Raw genomic sequence first — 19,959 nt, forward strand, 5'->3', positions numbered from 1 at the left:
TTGTTTAAAGTCTAAGTGTTCAGTACCTTTGCAACCCTAAAATTATACTATGAGTAAGAAAGCATCTTTAACATTCGATGTGTTAATTGAAATACCAAAAGGTAGTAGAAATAAATACGAATACGATTTTACATTACATAAGATACGTTTCGACCGTACGTTGTTTTCGTCTATGATGTATCCTGGTGATTATGGGTTTGTTCCAGAAACTGTGGCTTTAGACCAAGATCCGCTAGATGTTTTGGTGTTAGGAACCGAACCAACTTATCCAATGGTTGTTATGGAGGTAAGACCGATAGGTGTATTCCATATGGCAGATGAAAAGGGGCCAGATGAGAAAATAATATGTGTGCCGGTTTCTGACCCTGTATGGAGTAAAAGAAAAGATATTTCTGATTTGAATCCCCATAGATTGAAAGAAATAGAGCATTTTTTTCAGGTGTATAAGGATTTGGAGAAAAAGAAAGTAGATGTAGGTGGCTGGGGAAATGCCGATGAAGCTATTAGGATTTACCACGAGTGTGTAAAGCGTTATGACGAAAGTGAACACAAGAAAAAACGAACCTTTACTATCTAATTGAGAGATTAATAATTTTTCTATAAAAAAAATGAACCATCTTAAATTTAAGGTGGTTTTTTTTATCACTTATATTTTCCTATTTTTAGCGGAATTAAAAAATAAATAATTTTTAAACCAACTAATTAATATGGAATTAATAGTAAAATTTTTACCGCTTTTTGGTGTTTTGGCACTAGCGTTTGTATTTATTAAAAGTTCTTGGGTGTCGAAACAAGACCAAGGCAATGAACGGATGATTAAAATAGCAAAGAACATTGCTGATGGGGCCATGTCCTTTTTAAAGGCTGAATACAAGATCCTATCGATTTTTGTCATTGCTGTTGCCATTTTGTTGTACTTTAAAGGAAGTTCAGAAACAGGATCAAATGGTATGGTTGCAGTATCTTTTATTGTAGGTGCTATATGTTCTGCACTTGCCGGATTTATAGGTATGAAAGTCGCTACCAAAGCAAATGTTAGAACTACCAGTGCAGCTAGAAACTCTCTTGGTAAAGCTCTGGAAGTAGCTTTTGCCGGTGGTGCGGTAATGGGATTAGGTGTCGTTGGTTTAGGTGTTTTGGGATTGAGTGGTTTGTTTATGGTTTATCAGAACTTATGGGCAGGGCCAGAAAACTTAACTATGGTGCTTAACGTACTTTCTGGGTTTTCATTGGGAGCTTCCTCAATTGCCTTATTTGCGCGTGTAGGTGGAGGAATTTATACTAAGGCTGCTGATGTAGGAGCTGATTTGGTTGGAAAGGTTGAAGCGGGTATTCCTGAAGATCATCCTTTAAACCCTGCTACCATTGCTGATAATGTAGGGGATAATGTAGGGGATGTTGCAGGAATGGGAGCCGATTTATTCGAATCCTATGTAGGCTCTATAATTGGTACTATGGTATTGGGAGCATTAATAACCACTACGGATTTTGACGGCCTAGGAGCAGTGTATTTGCCTTTAGTATTAGCAGCGATAGGTATAGTTATGTCTATTATAGGTACCTTTTTTGTAAAAGTCAAAGATGGTGGATCTCCCCATAAAGCATTGAATATAGGAGAGTTTGGGTCAGCCGGATTAATGGTTGTTGCTTCTTACTTTATTATTGATGCTTTTATTCCTGAGTCATATGTTTTTAAAGGTGTAGAATACACTTCTATAGGCGTATTTTGGGCAACAATTGCTGGATTGGTAGCTGGGTTGCTAGTAGGTAAGGTAACCGAGTATTATACAGGAACAGGAACAAAGCCCGTAAATGCAATTGTTAGACAATCGGAAACGGGTGCTGCTACCAACATTATAGCAGGGCTAGGAACTGGAATGATGTCTACTATGATTCCCATTCTTTTAATAGCATGTGCTATTTTAGTGTCACATCATTTTGCAGGTTTGTACGGTATAGCCATTGCAGCTGTGGGAATGTTAGCGAATACTGGCATTCAGTTGGCGGTTGATGCATATGGCCCTATATCCGATAATGCTGGTGGTATAGCAGAAATGGCTGAGTTGCCAAGTGAGGTGCGCGAACGTACCGATAAATTGGATGCTGTAGGTAATACTACGGCTGCCATTGGAAAAGGTTTTGCCATTGCTTCGGCTGCTTTAACCGCTTTGGCTTTGTTTGCAGCATTTATGGAAACAGCAAATGTTACGGCTATTGATGTGTCTCGACCAGATATTATGGCTGGTTTGTTGGTAGGAGGTATGTTGCCCTTTGTATTTTCGGCTTTGTCGATGAATGCGGTGGGGCGTGCTGCAATGGCTATGATTGAAGAAGTGCGTCGTCAATTTAATGATATACCTCAGTTAAAAGCAGCTTTAGGGATTATGAGAAAGTATGATTCCGATATGAGTAAGGCTTCAAAAGAAGATCGCGCCATATTTGATGCTGCCGATGGTTATGCTGAATACGAAAAATGTGTAGCTATTTCTACGCAAGCTTCGATAAAAGAAATGGTATTACCAGGTTTATTAGCTATTGCTGTTCCTGTAGCAGTGGGCTTTATTGGAGGTGCCGAAATGTTAGGAGGCCTTTTAGCTGGTGTTACTACCTGTGGTGTGTTAATGGCTATTTTCCAGTCGAATGCTGGCGGTGCATGGGATAATGCAAAGAAAACTATTGAAGAGCAGGGCAGAAAAGGTACCGATGCACATAAAGCGGCTGTTGTGGGCGATACTGTAGGAGATCCTTTTAAGGATACATCGGGACCGTCATTGAATATTTTGTTAAAGTTGATGTCGGTAGTGGCCTTGGTAATTGCTCCTAGTATTGCTTTGTCTCCAGATGCTATAACAGCTTATGTAACTAATAGCAATGATGTAGCTACTGAAATTGTTGAGGTTTCAAATGAAACTACGACTGATGTAAATATAAACACCAGTACAGAAACGGTTGTTTACAGGTCGTTAGAAGCGAAAGTACAAGAGGGTGATGCTTTAAAGGTTTCTGAAGCTGCTCACGTTCAAGTAGCAGAAACAGGATTAGTAAGGTAAATAGCCGCTATCTAAATAAAACAAAGAGGTCGTCTATAAAGTAATTTATAGACGATTTTCTTTTTTATAAATGTATCGATATTTAGGGTTATCTGGTTTTTTAGTTAAAAAGTTCTAAAGTGTTAAAGTAAAATGAAGGTTAGCTTTCAGTGAGACTTTTTTAAGGGATGTGCCATAGCAACAAATCCTATCCCTATGGGATGAAAAAAAAAAAAAGCTGCCTTTTTAGACAGCTCCTTCGTTTTATTGGATAGTGTTCTACCCCTTTTTAGGGATGTCCCTGTTCATTTCTGTTATGTCTGTTCCTATAACTTCTACCCCTAGCAAGTGCCTGCTAAAGTAGTCGGCTTTTAACCAAAAGAAATATTCTGTCATGTCCCCAAAGCCATGACGCTGTCCAGGCATGAGCATAAAATCAAAACGTTTGTTGGCTTTAATTAAGGCATCAGCCATTCTAATGGTCGAACCGGGATGTACGTTATTATCTATATCGCCTGTTACAAGCATGAGTTTGCCTTTTAGGTTTTTGGCTAACGATTGGTTTTTATCAATATTATATTTATAAGAGATTTTACCATCAGTATCTTTTTCTTCTTTTATGCCGTGATGGGTCTCACTCCACCAACTATTATAAATGGTATTGTCGTGGTTACCTGCCGAAGATACAGCTACTTTAAAGAAATCTGGGTAAACCAGCATGGCAGCGGTAGACATAAATCCGCCTCCAGAGTGGCCAAAAATACCGACTTTATCAATATCAATAAAGTTGTATTTATCTGCTAATTGTTCGGCTACATACTTTTTATCGGCAAGGCCATAATCCCTTAAATTGCCATAACCATAAGTGTGGTACCATTTAGATCTGTCTGGGTGTCCGCCTCTGTTTCCTAAGGTAACTACAATAAAACCAACTTGAGCCATTCTATCTGTTCTGTTCATACTTACAGAGAACGATTTGCTAACAGCTTCTGTTTGTGGTCCTGGGTATACATATTCTATTAAAGGGTAGCTTTTGGTTTCGTCAAAATCGAAAGGTTTGTACATTACCCCATAAATATCGGTAATGCCATCATCGGCTTTCATTTTAAACGGTTCGGGGAATTTATAACCAGTAGCCATGAGCTGTGAAAGGTCTGCTGTTTCCAAATTTAAAACAACCTGTCCGTTGCTATCTCTTAATTCTGACTTGGGAATCGTGTTTACGCGAGAATAATTGCTAACAAAAAAGTTGTTGGAGTCGGACACACTAACGCTAGTATTGTAATCTCCATTATTTAAGCTTTTAATAAATCCAGACCCATTTAAATTGATCTTGTACAAATGCGCATAGTAAGGGTCTATGCTTTTGTTAACACCATTGGCAGTAAAGTAAAGTGTTCGTGTTTTTTCATCGATACCCTCGAAACTATCCACATGAAACTCGCCGTTTGTAATCTGTTTTTTTAAGTTTCCGTTGGCATCGTATAAGTAAAAGTGTGCCCAACCATCGCGTTCTGACCAATGTAATATTTCGGTTTCATTATTAAATAAAACGATGTCCCTTTTCTCTATGTAGGTGTTAAAGTGTTCGTTGATAAGTGTTTTTACTTCGCCAGAGCTGATATCTGCTACATGAATGTCTAATTTTTTTCGATCACGGCTAACGGTATTGAAGTAAATCTTATCTTTTTTAGATAGTAGCAATCTTGGTTTGTGTTTGCTTGTGTTCGATTTTTTATATCGATGTGCATAAACCGATATGCTTTGTTGAACAGTTGTGTCTATTTTAACTGTTGTAACCTCTTTTGAAGGCATGTCAAAAACCAAAAGATCGGTTTTATAAAACTCCTGTTCTCCGGCCATATGGTATTTATAGGTTTCTAAAGAAGGGCGGCTGGAGGTAACGGAATTAATTACCCATAGGTCTTTAATATGTCTGGAGTCTGATTTTTGAAACACAAATTTTTTAGAATCGTGCGACCAAAATCCATAAATAGATTCTCTTTTGTCTTCATCTTTTTTTTCTTCTTTATCGCTAAAGGTTCTATGGTTGCCGCCGTAACCAAAATGTTTAACACCATCGGTTGTCCATTGGTGTTCTACAATGGTTGTGTCTTTAGAATCCTTTACGGCTTTTAAAAAATTAGCTTTATCCATCCAGAATAGGTTGTAGTTTTTAGAGAATAATACGATACTACTGTCTGGTGCAACGTTAGCCCATTTTTCCCATTCTTTTTTTGGTTCTTTTTTGTTATCTAAAACGGTTAGGGAATTCCCTCCTAATTTGTATTCAAAGTGGTATTCCTTTTTTTCCATTTTAGGTTTTTCCTTTTTTTCTTTTTTTGTTGAAGTGGAGTCTTTTTGAGTGTTTTCTTCTTGCTCTTTAATGACTTCTACTTCTTCAGTAGATGTAACCCTAAAACGAATGGCAGTTTCGTTATTTACAAATTCAAAATTAAAACGGGGTAAATGTTTAGCGGTATAAGGATCTTTGGTTATCTCGGTTAACCATTTGGCCATTTTAGCGTTATCGAATAATTTTGATTTGGTTTTTTTATCGGCGTCTACTAAGTAATAATTAGAGCCTTCGGTAGTTTTGTATTGGTACCAAAAACGGTTGCCGTTTTTCAACCAATGGGGACTAACCGTAGTGGAGTGCACTAATTTTGCCAGGTTTTTTGGAGAAAACTTTGAGGCTAATCTATAATTAGGTAATGGTGTTTGTTGTTTTTCTTCTTGAGAAAATAATACATTGCAGCTTATAAATAAGGCAGCAATAAGAGTAGTTTGTTTCATGACTTTAATATAGAGATATCAGGTCACGAAAATAATAATTATCTTATGGGAGGTTTATAATTAAATGTTAAAGTAAATGCTTTAAGTTAGTTGAAAATAAAAGTTATTAAAACAAACCATTAATTTCGGCATCAACAGTATTGATAACGTTACCTAAATCTTCCGGATTGTCTACAAAATTCAACTTATCGACATCTACTATTAATAATTTTCCTTTAGAGTATCCATGTATCCAGGCTTCGTAACGTTCGTTTAATCGGCTTAGGTAATCAATGCTAATAGAGTTTTCGTATTCACGTCCTCGTTTGTGTATTTGAGATACTAAGTTGGGGATCGAACTCCTTAAGTATATTAATATGTCGGGGCCTTGAATTAAGGATTCCATTAAATCGAAAAGCGATTTGTAGTTTTCGTAATCACGATTGGTCATTAGCCCCATTGCATGTAGGTTAGGGGCAAAAATGTGTGCATCTTCGTAAATGGTTCGGTCTTGAATAATGTCTTTTCCACTTTTGCGAATTTGTAATATTTGTCTAAAACGGCTATTTAAAAAGTAGACCTGTAGGTTAAAACTCCAGCGCTCCATTTGATTGTAAAAATCGTCCAGATAAGGATTGTCTACCACATCTTCAAGTTGTGACTCCCAACCATAGTGTTTAGAAAGTAATTTTGTAAGCGTTGTTTTTCCAGAACCGATATTTCCTGCAATCGCAATATGCATAGTGTTAGTTAATTAATATTTGGTATTCACTTAGGGTTTTGTCATTGTAAATATACAAGGTTTCATTCGTTACAAAAAACTGTTTTATTAATAAATTAGGAGTTGCAATGGGGTGGAATGCTTCTGTATTTTTCTTTAAAAAATAGAGTACGTTGTCTTTTTTTAAAACAAGGTTGCCATTCGTTTCGACCATTGAAGTAAAACCGTTGTTTTCAATTTTTCGAATAAGGCTGCCAAAATAATTGTATATATATAAATGGGTATTGGTAAGTAACCAGCAATAATTATAATTGCTTTTTAAATCCATAACAGTACTTGCTATAGGTAGGGTTTTAGTGCGTGTGGTGTTGGCTTTATAATCGTACAGTTCTAGTTGTTGGGTGTCTTGATTAAATACCCAAAGTGTATTGTCATGTCCGGTAGAAACATGCGAAATACTTTTGTAAGGTGTCAGGTTGTTAAAATCTATCTTAAATATTTCCGCCAGGCGGTTGTCTAGAATTACAACCGTATTAAAATCTCTGTAAAATATATTTATTTTTAAGGGATTATATGTGTTTGCCGAGGTAATATCTCCCAATTGAACATTGCTATAAGTAATTGTTTTATCGGGATCTTTTTTTTCTAGAACAGAGGCGTTTAAAAAGTAAAACGTTTTAAAATTATCTATGCTTACAAGGGATTCTGTTTGTAAAGACGTTTTTTTTATAAACTTAGTTTCAATGGGTTGCTGGGCACTTAAGGCAAGTGTTAGCATTAAAAATAAATAATTAATGTATTTCATGTGACTTGAAAAATACAAAAATCAAATTATATTTGGAATGTTTGGAGTATGACAAAAACAAATTTAGTCTTCATAAAGGAATTGATGAAACTTAATAGGTCTGGAATTCCCAAAAAGTAAAATCGCTCTATATTGAAAGGGAAATGTTTAGTTTGTTTCGGAAATATTTTAACATTCCCTAATTAAACCAATTAAAGGCGTTAATGTCTAAGTAAGAGTAAAAAACTGTAGTTTTAAAACCAAAAACTTTTTCTATGTACCTTAAACGAATAAGATCACTAATTGTATATGCTCTATTTTTAACAAGTTACCTGTCTTTTGCCCAAAAAGATTTTCAAGGAAAAGCATATTACGAAACCAAAGTTACTTTAGATATGGATAATTTTGGAGGAGGTAACTTGTCTGAAGAACGTAAAAAGCAGATTGCAGATAGAATGCGGAGCAGGTTGGAGAAAACCTATGTTCTTACTTTTAATCAGTTCGAGTCTTTGTATAAAGAAGAAGAGCGCGAGGGTTCCAATTCACCAGGATGGGGGCGTTTTGGTATGTCTGGGAATATGGCACAAGGACCTCAGTACAAAAATATTAAAGCATCTAAATTGCTACAGGAAAGCGATCTTTTTGGTAAGCAGTTTTTAATAGATGATGCATTGCCCGAGTTTGAATGGAAGTTGGAATCAGAAACCAAAACGATAGGAGAGTATCTTTGCTTCAAGGCAACCACCGTAAAAAAAGTACCAGAAGGCATGTTTGGTTTCGGAAGAAGAAGCAGGGAAGGAGATCGTCCCCAAGAGAATGAAGATCGGGAAAGAGAAATAACTGTTACGGCTTGGTATACGCTGCAGGTGCCATTACGTCAAGGTCCTGGGGATTATTGGGGGCTGCCAGGTTTAATTTTGGAAATAAATGAAGGAAGAAATGCCATCTACTGTTCAAAACTAGTATTGAATACCAATGAAATATCGGACATTGAAAAACCTTCGAAAGGTAAAAAAGTAAACAAGCAGGAATACGATGCTATTTTAAAAAAGAAAATGACAGAAATGCGTGAAATGTACAGGCGTGATGGAGGAAGAGACAGAAGACGATAACTTATTAAGGATGATATGGTATTATGGGAAAGTAAAGGATGTTGCTCAACAATTTTATAATCGTAATAATTTTTGTTTTGTAGAAATTAAGAGTGATCGTAATTTTTGTTGATTTTTATTTTGTACAGTTCAATAACAATGATATATTTGCGCTCGGTTTTGGGGAGATACTCAAGCGGCCAACGAGGGCAGACTGTAAATCTGCTGACTATGTCTTCGCAGGTTCGAATCCTGCTCTCCCCACAAGAAACAAAAAAGCAAGCCTAAAGAGCTTGCTTTTTACTTTTAAGATAATGCTCTTCTTGATTGTAGTCCAACATAAGGCGTGTTTTCCATACATTAAATTTTTGTTTCGATTTCTTAACAGTACTTTACTTATTTATTGTTCGCGTTAATTTATATCTTTAGGTTTCTTTTGTGTAAAGAAAATCTGAGAAGACTTTATTATTAAATAATAATTTATGATTGTAAGTGATATAAGGAACAAGTATAAGGATATTTTTAAGTCGTACGATAATCCTTCGTTAGAAGAACACATTCAAAAAATTATTGAGTTGGACGTGTATTTGCCATATAGTTCTACTTTTTTCTGTATCACCAATACGCAAGATCTTAGCTTTGAATATGTGAGTAAGAATATGAATGCCTGTTTAGGGTTAGATAAGGATATACTACTTACTAGGGGGATGCGCTACTTTTGGAGTCGTATGCACCCTGATGATGTTGAACAATGGTTACAAGCTCTAAATGAGTTGATGGTATTTACTTTAAAACATATCGCAGTTAAAGAAAGAAATGCGATGAGTTATACTTGGAACTACCGAATAAAAAATACAGGGGAGGAGTATGTTAATATAATACAAAATACAACGCCATTGGAGTTTGATGCTAGTGGAAAACCTATAATAGGATTAGCCCATTATACTGTGCTGGATCCTAAGATAAAGTTGCAAGTTTGTGCCTCTGCCAAAAAGTTGAATGATAAGAACGAATACGAGACCGTTTATTTCAATAACTTTTCTCAAAAACTATTGTCCGAAGGAATAAGTAACCGTGAAAGGGATATTATAAGGCTATTGGTTTTAAATTATTCAAGTAAGGCCATTGCCGAAAAGCTTAATATTAGTTCAAATACAGTTGACACCCATCGTAGAAACATTCTTAAAAAGTTGAACATTTCCTCTACAGGAGAACTTATAGGTTTGCTTAAAATGAATAACCTTATAATATAGGTTTACAAAGAGAATACAGATCTTTATTGTAACTATTGTAAAGCATAATGCCTTCTTTTGGTGAGAATAACCTAAAAATACTCAAATTGAGTATTGTACTTCACGTTTAAGAATTAGAAATTTACTGAGCTATTAATTAATTCTTAAGGGAGAATTTGTTACGAAGGGAGCGCCTTAATAGTTGTTGTTAAATTACTATTATAAATGGTGCTTCTTTTTTGTAATGATAAGCCTTGTTTAAGACAGGGGCAGTAATTTGTACATCTACTTGATAAAGATAAGTCTCCATTGAGGAGACTTACTTTTTGGTTATCTATGCTTATTTGAAATACATAATAACCGGGTGACTAACTAAAATAATTGCTTTGTTACCAAAACTCAATCTCTATATTGTTATTGCCTTGTGCCTTTAGGCTTACATTACTGGGGATCTCTTGACAGAGTTTCGCTAATTGAATGATTTGGTGCTTCACCAATGGTTCGTTAACTTGTGTAACGAGACCATTTTCAAAACCGAGAAGGTGAGCAGGTGTTTCTTTTTGAATTTCGGTTTTAAAGATGTCTTTAAAACCTTCTTCAATCTTTTTGTGATACTTCTTTTTAATTGCCATTTTGTTAATATTAAGTAGGTTATGTTTAAATTTTCGAAGAGTAAGAAAGAGGTGTTTATAAGAGATCATTTGGTACTAATGAACTAACTATTCTTTACGCAAATTATCTTTTAAGCGATTTGAAACCGTTTTGTATTCATTTGCTATTTCTACAATAGCATTAAATACCAAAATATTTTTACTAATACCCCCTTTTATGTTTCTAACAGATTGCGAGTCGGTATATATACCTTGTCTTTTAAGTTTTTGAATAACAAGAGAAGTATATTCTTTTGGAAGATGATTTGTAAGTAAATCGCTTAAAGTATCTCGCTCTTTTTGAGAGCGAACATCATATAATGCATATAATTTGTTTAAATTTGTCATTATTTGTATAATTTTATGTGCTGTATTGAATGAAATTACATACAAATATATGTAAATAATTAAATAAAACGAAAATAATTTAATCATTTTTATAATTTATAATTGTTCCAAATATGCAATTCGACGAAAAACTGAAACAATTAATTAAAAGTAAGTACGATAGGCTGGGCGATTTGGCCGAAAAGTTTGAGATGAACTATAGTCAGCTTTCGCAATATGTAAATGGTAAAAAGGTGTCTATCGAATTTTTAAACAAAATCATTCAGGAATTTCCAGAGGTAGACCTTAATTGGTTGTTAAGGGACGATGCAGATATGGCCGATGGGGTAAAAGAGCATTCAGAAGCCTACAAGGTTATATTAACTAACGAACAGATCGTCAATAGAATTGAAATGCTACTAAAGGATTTGAAAAATCAGATGTAAGCTTCAGAGTGTGCTACTTGGTGTTTTCATGTTTAAGCCTCATTAAAAAGATCTACAATTCGTTCCAAAGCCATACCTCTTGAACCTTTAATCAAAAAGATTGTATCATTAATTTGAGAGCTGTTAAAGTACTTCTTAAAATCTGTAAATGAATTGAATTTCATAGCTTTTTTCGAATCAATTCTAGAACGATTAAAGTTTTCTCCAATAAAAATAAGTCTGTCTATATTTAAGGAAGTTGCCAAATCCACAAGGCTTTGGTGCTCTGTAGCAGCATCATTGCCAAGTTCGAACATGTCTCCCAAAATGGCCATTTTGTTTCCAGATAGCTTTTCCAAATTAAGAAGAGCCGCTCGCATACTGGTAGGATTGGCATTATAAGCGTCAAGAATTACCTGGTTGTTCCCCTTGTGTATAATTTGTGACCGATTGTCGGTTGGTGTATAATTCTCTATGGCCATTTTAATGGCTTTGTCGTTTACCTTAAAATAATTGCCAATAGTTATGGCGGCAGCGATATTATTAAAATTGTAATTACCTATAAGTTGGCTGCAAATTTCCAGATCGTTATATGAGCACTTAACATATGGATGGGCATCTACAAAATCGATCTTGACATTAGCGAATGAGGATATGCTCCCAAATGAAAAGACCTTAGCTTGGGTAGTTCTTTCAACTTGAATGGGATCATTGGTATTAATAAATACGGTATTGTTGTTTTTAGTCAAGTAATCATACATTTCACTTTTTCCTAAAATAACACCTTCAACACTTCCAAAACCTTCTAAGTGGGCTTTCCCAAAATTGGTAATATATCCGTAATTCGGTTTGGCTATGTCGCATAAAAAAGCAATTTCCTTTAAGTGGTTTGCACCCATTTCTACAATACCTATTTCTGTGTTTTTGTTCATTGCTAAGAGCGTTAGCGGAACACCTATATGGTTGTTTAAATTGCCAAGAGTAGCGGTGGTACTGTATTTCTGTGATAACACTGCATTAATCAATTCTTTGGTAGTGGTTTTTCCATTACTTCCAGTAAGTGCTACAATAGGAATATTTAAATACGTTCTGTGAAAAGTGGCTAAGGCCTGTAACGTTTCCAGAACATTATTAACTAAGATCGTTTGGGGTGAGGTGTTGAATTTCTCGTCGTCTATAATGGCGTAAGCAGCACCTTTTTTCAGAGCAGAATCGGCATAGGCGTTGCCATCAAAATTAGGGCCTTTAAGGGCAAAAAACATTGAATTGTTATCAATGGTTCTTGTATCTGTACATGCCGAATGGCATTGTAGAAAGAGGCGGTGTATCGAATCTATTTTCAAGTCTAAATAATCTAAATATTTGAGAAATAAAAGTATTAAAAAAGTCCCAACTGGCGTTAGGACTTTTTTAATATTATAATAAAGCTATTATTACTTAGTTTTTGGTTTTGTGTTTTCTTTTGGTTTTGGAGCCTACTCTGGACATAGCACATCTAAAGCCAATATAATCTGTAGCCATATCCTCTGGGTAATAACGTCTTTGCGCTGGATCCAACCAGTACTCTCTATCTTTCCAAGAACCTCCTTTGTATACTCTTACTTTATCGTTAATTAAAGAAGTTCTTGTATTGCTTTTGTCGTATTCTCTAATTAAGTTTCCTAAAGAATCTCTTTCAACACGATGTTGTGGAGAGTTGTACATTTTTCTTGTTTCGGTATCAGCATTACTTTCTTCTTCCTCGTTAAAATTTTCAAAAAATCTTGAAGATTTTTTATCCCCATCCCTAAAGTTAATTTCGTTGCTTCTGTCAAAATTGGTTCTTAAATATGTCTCGTTCTCGTCAACAGGAACCTGTAAGATTTCTCCAGGTAAATTTCTAGCTACTAACTTTCCGGTCGATAAGGTGTCGTAAATAATATCTTCGGTAGTAACGACTTTTATAGTGCCATCTTCAGTAATGGCATTTTTGGTGTAAATGTTACCACGGTAGTAGTTAAAATCGTTAAATTCGTCATCCACTATAGGTCTGTATACATCAGCTACCCACTCGGCTACATTACCAGCCATATCGTATAGACCATAATCGTTAGGATCGTACGATTTCACTTCATTGGTGATATCGGCACCATCATCGGACCATCCGGCAATTCCGCCATAGTCACCTTTTCCTTGTTTGAAGTTAGCTAATTGATCTCCGCGAACCCTTCTTTTTCCGGCACGTGTGTATTTACCGTCCCAAGGGTATTTTTTACGTCCGCGATATACGTTATAGCTCCTTATTTCGCTTAGTCCTAAGGCCGCATATTCCCATTCTGCTTCAGTTGGGAGTCTGTACTTTAATGGAATAACTCCAGATTCTCTTTTAGCATAAATATTAACAGGATTCCCATCGGCATCTACCTGGGCATTTCTGTTTCTACCGCTCTCTGGATTAATAACCTCTTCATTGCCTCCATAAGTTAATGTAGGCGCGTTTAAATAAGTATCGATATTAAATGTAGCGTCGGCAGATACATCGGTAAGGTGAGAACCTCTTTTAGTATAACCCGATCTTTGCAGTGCCATTTCACCAACACGGTCAGATCGCCAGTTGGCAAACTCTACAGCTTGTATCCAGCTTACACCAACAACAGGATATTCTGCATAGCCTGGGTGACGTAAATAGTTTTCGGTCATAATCTCATTAAAACCTAAACGATTTCTCCAAACTAAAGTATCTGGAAGTGCACCGTTGTAAATTGCTCTGAAATTTTCATCAGTTGGAGGGTAAACACGCTTAATCCAATCTAAATACTCAAGGTACATAACATTTGTAACTTCAGTTTCGTCCATATAGAAAGACTGTACGTGTTGTTGATTTGGGGTGTTGTTCCAATCGTGCATTACATCGTCATTAACACGACCCATAGTAAAAGTTCCACCTTCTATAAAGACAAGTCCTGGGGCAGTTTCCTGTTCCTTGAAGCTTGTGTTGTATTGAAAGCCACCTTCTCTGTCATTTATTTGCCATCCTGTAGCTCTTGAACTGTTTTTAGAGCTCGTTGATTTTTTACAGCTTAAAGCCGCTAAAAACAGCGTTAGGACCAACAGCGTCTTGATTGTTAATACTTTTTTCATATCCATACGTTTAAGTAAGCTAAATATTTTTGGTGTTGCAATATAAGAATTAAACCCAAGATAGCAAGCGAAATTTTGCATTTTGGCTAAAAAAATGTGTATTTCATCCTGTTTTTGTAGCATTACGTCGATGATTTTATCGATTTTTAAGATGATTTTGTGTTGTATAAACGTACTTTTTCCTAAATTATTATTGTATTTTTGATACAGATTTTAAAAATGTTGCTTTTTGTTTATACAAATATGGCCTCAGACACGTTATTTAACTAATGAAGCAAAAAATACCACTTTTACTTTTTATTATTTCCTTTACGTTATTTTCTCAGCAAAAACGGTTCGATATTGCTTGGGATGGTGTTAGGGTAATTTCTGCAGGAACCTACAAGCTTAAAGTCCCCTCTTTTAATAGCAAAAATTTTAGCTATAATTTTAAGGAAGGCTTGCAGTTTATTTCACAATGGGAAATATCACGAAATCTAGATGAACGTTCGGTAGCATTAAGTCGTGTTGTATACGAATATATTTCTGCACAGGAATTAAGGGATTTGGATTTGAGTAAGATTCCGAATAAGTTGAAATTTAGTTTAAAGAATTCCAATGCCAGAGATAAACTATATGCATTTTTAGAATTGTCGCCCATTATAAAAGATACAAATGGTGCCTATAAAAAAATAGTGTCCTTTCAAATAGACTATAAAGAAGGGAGTGGTTTTGGAGTTAGTACATTAAGTAAAGTGGGCAATACAAAAGCAATAACTAATTCTGTTTTGCGCTCGGGAACATGGTATCGGTTTTATGTCGATACAACAGGTGTTTTTAAATTATCCAGAAACTTTTTACAAGAATTGGGAGTAAACGTCAGTGGGGTCGATCCAAGAACTATAAAGTTGTATGGTAATGGTGGGCATATGATCCCTTACGCCAATTCAGAACCATATCCGTTGGATGTTGTCGAAAACGCTATAAAAGTTGTAGGAGAAAGCGATGGCGTATTTAATAACGACGATTATATTTTGTTTTATGCTCAAGGTCCGAAAGTGTTTAACGACGAAAGTAATACCCATATTAATTGTTATACAGATAAAACGTACTATTACATTAATGTAAGTTCGGGGTTTGGGAAGCGTATTCAGCCGCTTGTCCAGCCAGCTGGTGCGATCGATATGGAAATAACCACCTTCGAAGATTATAAGTTTCACGAGATCGACGAGCATAACATTGCTACTATGGGGAGGCGTTGGTTTGGAGATCGTTTCGATATAGACAATAATAAAATGTTTACGTTCGATTTTCCAGATTTAGTCCTTTCCGAACCAATACAGCTTAAGGTTTATGCTGCTTCTGCATCATCTACACAAAGTGCCATGCAAATTAATGTTAATGGCGCCCCAGTTGCGAACTTAACAGCCCCTGGTGCCAGCCAGCCTAATTTGGCACGAGACTTCCTGTTTATTGGTGATGTAACTGTTAATGCATCAAGAGTAGATGTGAATATTAGCTTTGATAACCTTGGTAACCCAAGTGGTTTAGGATATTTGGATTATGTGTCCATTCAGGCCAAACGATCATTAAAATTTTACGATAAGCAGTTTCAATTTAAGAATAGTGACGTAGCCTTAGCTTCGGGTATAGGACAATATACCATAAATAATACAACACGGCTATCAGAGGTGTGGGATGTAACAGATTTGTATAATGTAACCGGACTTGAAAATACAGAGGCTGTTTCTAATCTTACATTTACGGCTCCTCTAGGCATGTTAAGGGCCTATGTTGCTGTAACGCCCTTGGATTATTTTATCCCTAAAATAGATGACAGCAAGTCGGTTTTAAACCAAGATATAAAAGGGACGGTTTTTTTAAATGCCCAGGGCGAGTTCCAAGATGTAGACTATATTATAGTATCTCCTAATAACATGCTTAATGAGGCCGAGCGTTTGGCACAGATTAACAGGGAACAGTATGGTTTAAATGTTAAGGCCTTGGGATTGGATGAAATTTACAATGAGTTTAGTTCTGGAAACCAGGATATAGGAGCCATAAGGAACATGGTAAAATATGTGTACGATAATGCGAGTGTACCCGAAAAACGTATAAAATACCTGTGCTTGTTTGGAGACGGATCGTTTGATTATAAAGATAGGATTCAAAACAATACAAACATAGTGCCCTCTTGGTACGCTTATAATAGTTTCAATTTAACCAGTTCGTATGTATCCGACGACTTTTATGGTATGATGGATATTAACGAAGGGACTATGGCAACAAGTGATAAATTAGATATAGCAGTAGGTAGAATATTGGCAGATACCCCACAACGAGCAAAAGAAATGGTAGACAAAGTAGCATTGTATCATGCAAAAGAAGCTTTTGGTAGTTGGAGGAATAAATTTATAGTAGTTTCTGATGATGTAGACGAGGATTGGGAAGGTGTTTTGCAGAAAACGACAGATAGCATTGGTAATGTTGTTGCCAGGGAAAAACCATTTGTAAATGTTACAAAAATCCATTCCGATGCTTTTGAGCAAGAGTCTAGTGCCGGAGGCGAAACCTATCCGCAGGTTACAAAAGAATTTGTTGATGCAGTAGATAATGGCGCTTTGGTGCTGAATTATTTTGGTCATGGGGGCGAAGACGGTTTGGCTAGCGAGCGTATTTTGTTAAAACCCAATGTTCAGGAGTTTAGAAACTTATGCAAGCTTAATTGTTTTGTAACGGTAACCTGCGAGTATACCAAGTTCGATAATCCGTTTAGGCAAACAGCAGGTGAGTTTACCTATTGGAACAAGCAGGCAGGAGCTATTGGCCTTATTACCACAACCCGGCAAGTATTTGTTAATTTTGGAATTAGGTTCAATATTGTTTTAGAGGAGTATCTGTTTTCGTTTAGTAATAATGATACGTTTAATGATGACGAATACCCTACCATGGCCGAAGCTTTACGATTAACGAAAAACGATCCTCAAATCTCCAATTCCAGTCAAAAGCGCTTGGTGTTTTTTATTGGCGATCCAGCCATGAAATTAGCATTCCCCAAACCAAATATACGATTAACAAAAATCAATGATACTCCCATAACACAAGCTACAGACACCTTAAAAGCCTTAAGTTATGTGAAACTGGCGGGCGAAGTTACCGATGTTTCTGGAAATATATTGACAAACTATAATGGAGCGCTTTCCACAACTATTTACGACAAGCCCATAAGTAGGCAAACATTGGCAAATGATGGAACCCGTTTAAATGGAGAATTGGTAAAGATGGATTTTTCGACACTGGGAGAAATTATTTTTAGAGGACAAGCGTCAGTTACCAATGGTCAATTTGAATTCGATTTTGTTGTGCCTAAGGATATTGGGGTGCCTGTTGGATACGGTAAAGTGAGTTTTTATTCTAAAAATGAGACTTTGTTGCAAGATCAGTCTGGAGCAAGTATTAATACTGTACGGATAGGGGGGGTAAACGAAAATGCAGCAGAAGACAATATTGGGCCGGTAATTACCTTGTATATGAATGATGAAAATTTCGTATCTGGAGGTATTACCAGTGAGTCACCAACCTTATTGGCGAAATTGGAAGATGCTAACGGTATTAACACAGCAAGTGGTATAGGCCATGATATTGTAGCGATAATTGATGCCGATGAAACCAATCCCTTTGTGTTAAACAATTATTATCAAACAGAGTTGGACGATTACCAAAAAGGAGTGGTTAGCTACCCGTTTCGGGATTTAGAGCCTGGATTGCATACTTTAACCTTAAAAGCTTGGGATGTATATAATAATTCCTCAATTGCTGAAATTCAGTTTATTGTGCACGATAAAGACCAGGAGTTAGTTATAAACAATGTGCTTAATTATCCAAATCCTTTCGTTAGTTATACAGAATTTTGGTTTAACCACAATAGTTTAGACCCTTTAGACGTTTCTATACAGGTGTTCACGGTTTCGGGAAAACTGGTAAGAACCCTAACAGGGCAAACAAATTCGGGACTTAAAGCAACAAGTTCGCTTTCTAGGGATATTGTTTGGGACGGAAGGGATGATTTTGGAGATAAAATAGGCAAAGGCGTTTATATTTATAAACTTACAGTGTATTCTAGATTGTTGAACAAGAAAGTGGAAAAGATAGAAAAACTTGTAATTCTTTAAATTTTAAAAATGCTATTGTGCATATAATCGACAATTTTAGCAGGTTGAAGAAATAAAGAACAGGTTTTAAAATAAAAATTATATTTGTTAACTAAAATTGATTTATGAAGAATAAGATCCTACTGCTACTGGTATTTGCTTTTGTTGTGAAAGTTGAAGCACAAGAAACTGTCATTACATCAGGAGAAGATAAAAGAGTTGTTATAACAGGCATGCCTTTTGGATTGATAGCTCCAGATGCTAGAGGGGCAGGCTTGGGAGATATGGGGGTGGCGACATCGGTAGATGCCTTTTCACAGCATTGGAATCCCTCTAAATATGTGTTTTCTGAGACAAAATCGGGCTTTTCGATAAGTTATACGCCCTATTTGAAAAAATTGGTAAACGATATAGGTATTGGTTATTTGACTTATTTTAACCGTTTGGATGAGCGTAGTGCCTTTGCTGCCAGTTTAAAATATTTTGGATTAGGGGAGATAGAGTTTATTTTAAACGAATCAGACCAACCTAATATTCAAAAGCCTAATGAATTTGCACTAGATTTATCTTATGCCCTTAGATTGTCAGACCAATTTGCTATGTCTGTAGCTATGCGGTACTTACGATCCGATTTAAGACTTAATTATGACAATAGTGATGCAAGTGCGGCAAACACATTTGGAGTAGATATTTCTGGATATTATCAAGGACAAGAAGAAGTATATAACGACTTTAATGGACGTTGGCGTATGGGCTTTGCTATTCAAAATGTAGGGCCAAAGTTTAAGTACGATGATGGTGGTCAGGATAATTTTCAACCTACAAATTTAAGACTGGGTGGAGGATTCGATTTTATTTTTGATAATTACAATACAATAGCAGTAACCGCAGAAGTTGCTAAACTATTAGTGCCTACGCCTCCAATAATAGGTTTTGATGACTTAAATGGCGATGGAGTACAGGCTACAGATGGGAGCGAACCTGAATATATAATTAAAGGAAAATCGCAAGATGTAAACTTTTTGTCAGGTGTTTTTCAGTCGTTTGGAGATGCGCCAGATGGTTTTAGTGAAGAACTAAAAGAATTTACATGGGCTTTAGGAGCCGAGTATTTGTATCAAGATGCTTTTGCTTTTAGAGCAGGCTATTTTAATGAAGCAGAAGAAAAAGGAGCGAGAAAGTTTATCGCGCTAGGAGCAGGATTTAAGTACAACACTGTTAATGTAGATATGTCATATTTATTCTCAACCTCTAAAGTGCAGAGTCCACTAGAGGGAACTTTACGTTTCTCTTTAACCTTTAATATTGGAGCAGGAGAATACATGGAATTTTAAGGGAGGAATTTCAAAAACCTTTAAAATGGTAAATACACAAGAAAAGCTATTGCAAATGCAGTAGCTTTTTTTTGTGGAGAGAGAACCGAAAAGTGATTTGCCTTGTTGTCCTAATATAAGCAAAAGAGATATTTATCCTTCATTGTATTAAGAATGTTACTTTTTGAGCCTTTGTCTGTGTAACAGGTAACTTTATTAATGCATTTGAAAAAGAAGTTTACAGGTTTTGTTTGTAGGTATTTATATAAAATTCTTATTTTTTAGGGCTCGCTTTTTGAGAAACGGAAAAATGGACTTTCTATAACGTTATAGTTTGTAATGTTATAGCTTAGAAAGCTAAT

General features: G+C 35.8%; 14 protein-coding genes and 1 tRNA gene. 8 read left to right on the top strand and 7 right to left on the bottom strand.

Features of this window, described 5'->3' with window-relative positions; translation table 11 throughout:
• The first annotated feature begins 49 nt into the window (after positions 1 to 49).
• Entirely contained in the window at positions 50 to 577 is a 528-nt protein-coding gene (locus ABD792_RS18445) for an inorganic diphosphatase (protein ID WP_345007933.1), read from the top strand.
• A gap of 130 nt (positions 578 to 707) precedes the next feature.
• Entirely contained in the window at positions 708 to 3,050 is a 2,343-nt protein-coding gene (locus ABD792_RS18450; protein ID WP_345007935.1) for a sodium-translocating pyrophosphatase, read from the top strand.
• 258 nt (positions 3,051 to 3,308) lie between these two features.
• Here ABD792_RS18450 and ABD792_RS18455 read toward each other — a convergent pair whose 3' ends face one another.
• From ABD792_RS18455 to ABD792_RS18465, 3 genes are all read right to left on the bottom strand, one after another.
• A complete protein-coding gene (locus ABD792_RS18455) occupies positions 3,309 to 5,825 on the bottom strand; it encodes a S9 family peptidase (RefSeq protein WP_345007937.1) in 2,517 nt (838 codons plus the stop codon).
• A 106-nt stretch (positions 5,826 to 5,931) separates the two neighbouring features.
• Positions 5,932 to 6,546 (bottom strand): deoxynucleoside kinase, encoded by a 615-nt coding sequence (locus ABD792_RS18460; protein WP_345007939.1) that lies wholly within the window; start codon positions 6,544 to 6,546, stop codon positions 5,932 to 5,934.
• 4 nt (positions 6,547 to 6,550) lie between these two features.
• Complete coding sequence (locus ABD792_RS18465; protein ID WP_345007941.1) at positions 6,551 to 7,330, bottom strand: hypothetical protein; 780 nt, start codon at positions 7,328 to 7,330, stop codon at positions 6,551 to 6,553.
• A 254-nt stretch (positions 7,331 to 7,584) separates the two neighbouring features.
• On the opposite strand from ABD792_RS18465, the gene ABD792_RS18470 reads away from it, so the two are divergent.
• The 3 genes from ABD792_RS18470 (at position 7,585) to ABD792_RS18480 (ending at position 9,653) form a co-directional block, all read left to right on the top strand.
• Entirely contained in the window at positions 7,585 to 8,421 is an 837-nt protein-coding gene (locus ABD792_RS18470; protein ID WP_345007942.1) for a GLPGLI family protein, read from the top strand.
• Positions 8,422 to 8,582: 161 nt separating this feature from the next.
• A tRNA-Tyr gene (locus tag ABD792_RS18475) sits at positions 8,583 to 8,664 on the top strand.
• Between the two features lie 218 nt (positions 8,665 to 8,882).
• Entirely contained in the window at positions 8,883 to 9,653 is a 771-nt protein-coding gene (locus ABD792_RS18480) for a LuxR C-terminal-related transcriptional regulator (protein ID WP_345007943.1), read from the top strand.
• A gap of 368 nt (positions 9,654 to 10,021) precedes the next feature.
• Here the strand turns inward: ABD792_RS18480 and ABD792_RS18485 are convergent, their stop codons facing one another.
• Together ABD792_RS18485 and ABD792_RS18490 are read right to left on the bottom strand one after the other, a co-directional pair.
• Positions 10,022 to 10,264, bottom strand: a complete 243-nt coding sequence (locus ABD792_RS18485) for a hypothetical protein (RefSeq protein WP_345007945.1) — start codon at positions 10,262 to 10,264, stop codon at positions 10,022 to 10,024.
• 87 nt (positions 10,265 to 10,351) lie between these two features.
• Complete coding sequence (locus ABD792_RS18490; protein WP_345007946.1) at positions 10,352 to 10,630, bottom strand: hypothetical protein; 279 nt, start codon at positions 10,628 to 10,630, stop codon at positions 10,352 to 10,354.
• A 113-nt stretch (positions 10,631 to 10,743) separates the two neighbouring features.
• Between ABD792_RS18490 and ABD792_RS18495 the strand changes: the two genes are divergently transcribed.
• On the top strand, positions 10,744 to 11,055 hold the full coding sequence (locus ABD792_RS18495) for a helix-turn-helix domain-containing protein (protein ID WP_345007948.1): 312 nt from the start codon (positions 10,744 to 10,746) through the stop codon (positions 11,053 to 11,055).
• 32 nt (positions 11,056 to 11,087) lie between these two features.
• Here the strand turns inward: ABD792_RS18495 and ABD792_RS18500 are convergent, their stop codons facing one another.
• Together ABD792_RS18500 and gldJ are read right to left on the bottom strand one after the other, a co-directional pair.
• Positions 11,088 to 12,377: a UDP-N-acetylmuramoyl-tripeptide--D-alanyl-D-alanine ligase gene (locus ABD792_RS18500; protein ID WP_345007950.1), complete on the bottom strand. Its 1,290-nt coding sequence runs from the start codon at positions 12,375 to 12,377 to the stop codon at positions 11,088 to 11,090.
• 94 nt (positions 12,378 to 12,471) lie between these two features.
• Positions 12,472 to 14,160 (bottom strand): gliding motility lipoprotein GldJ, encoded by a 1,689-nt coding sequence (gene gldJ / locus ABD792_RS18505; protein ID WP_345007979.1) that lies wholly within the window; start codon positions 14,158 to 14,160, stop codon positions 12,472 to 12,474.
• Between the two features lie 263 nt (positions 14,161 to 14,423).
• Here gldJ and porU point away from each other — a divergent pair, with 263 nt between their 5' ends.
• Both porU and porV read left to right on the top strand, forming a co-directional pair.
• A complete protein-coding gene (gene porU / locus ABD792_RS18510; protein ID WP_345007952.1) occupies positions 14,424 to 18,305 on the top strand; it encodes a type IX secretion system sortase PorU in 3,882 nt (1,293 codons plus the stop codon).
• Between the two features lie 104 nt (positions 18,306 to 18,409).
• Positions 18,410 to 19,618 carry a type IX secretion system outer membrane channel protein PorV gene (porV, locus tag ABD792_RS18515; RefSeq protein WP_345007953.1) on the top strand — a complete coding sequence of 403 codons (1,209 nt, stop codon included), beginning with the start codon at positions 18,410 to 18,412 and terminating at the stop codon, positions 19,616 to 19,618.
• The last annotated feature ends 341 nt before the right edge of the window (positions 19,619 to 19,959 follow it).

The organism is Snuella lapsa (assembly GCF_039539345.1).
Taxonomy (GTDB): domain Bacteria; phylum Bacteroidota; class Bacteroidia; order Flavobacteriales; family Flavobacteriaceae; genus Snuella; species Snuella lapsa.

Bases quoted from the DNA above. Each gene is read 5' to 3' on its own strand.
- ABD792_RS18470 (WP_345007942.1), top strand. From the start codon at position 7,585: ATGTACCTTAAACGAATAAGATCACTAATTGTATATGCTCTATTTTTA.
- porU (WP_345007952.1), top strand. From the start codon at position 14,424: ATGAAGCAAAAAATACCACTTTTACTTTTTATTATTTCCTTTACGTTA.
- ABD792_RS18450 (WP_345007935.1), top strand. From the start codon at position 708: ATGGAATTAATAGTAAAATTTTTACCGCTTTTTGGTGTTTTGGCACTA.
- ABD792_RS18495 (WP_345007948.1), top strand. From the start codon at position 10,744: ATGCAATTCGACGAAAAACTGAAACAATTAATTAAAAGTAAGTACGAT.
- ABD792_RS18460 (WP_345007939.1), bottom strand. From the start codon at position 6,546: ATGCATATTGCGATTGCAGGAAATATCGGTTCTGGAAAAACAACGCTT.
- ABD792_RS18455 (WP_345007937.1), bottom strand. From the start codon at position 5,825: ATGAAACAAACTACTCTTATTGCTGCCTTATTTATAAGCTGCAATGTA.
- porV (WP_345007953.1), top strand. From the start codon at position 18,410: ATGAAGAATAAGATCCTACTGCTACTGGTATTTGCTTTTGTTGTGAAA.
- ABD792_RS18480 (WP_345007943.1), top strand. From the start codon at position 8,883: ATGATTGTAAGTGATATAAGGAACAAGTATAAGGATATTTTTAAGTCG.
- ABD792_RS18465 (WP_345007941.1), bottom strand. From the start codon at position 7,330: ATGAAATACATTAATTATTTATTTTTAATGCTAACACTTGCCTTAAGT.
- ABD792_RS18485 (WP_345007945.1), bottom strand. From the start codon at position 10,264: ATGGCAATTAAAAAGAAGTATCACAAAAAGATTGAAGAAGGTTTTAAA.
- ABD792_RS18490 (WP_345007946.1), bottom strand. From the start codon at position 10,630: ATGACAAATTTAAACAAATTATATGCATTATATGATGTTCGCTCTCAA.
- gldJ (WP_345007979.1), bottom strand. From the start codon at position 14,160: ATGGATATGAAAAAAGTATTAACAATCAAGACGCTGTTGGTCCTAACG.
- ABD792_RS18445 (WP_345007933.1), top strand. From the start codon at position 50: ATGAGTAAGAAAGCATCTTTAACATTCGATGTGTTAATTGAAATACCA.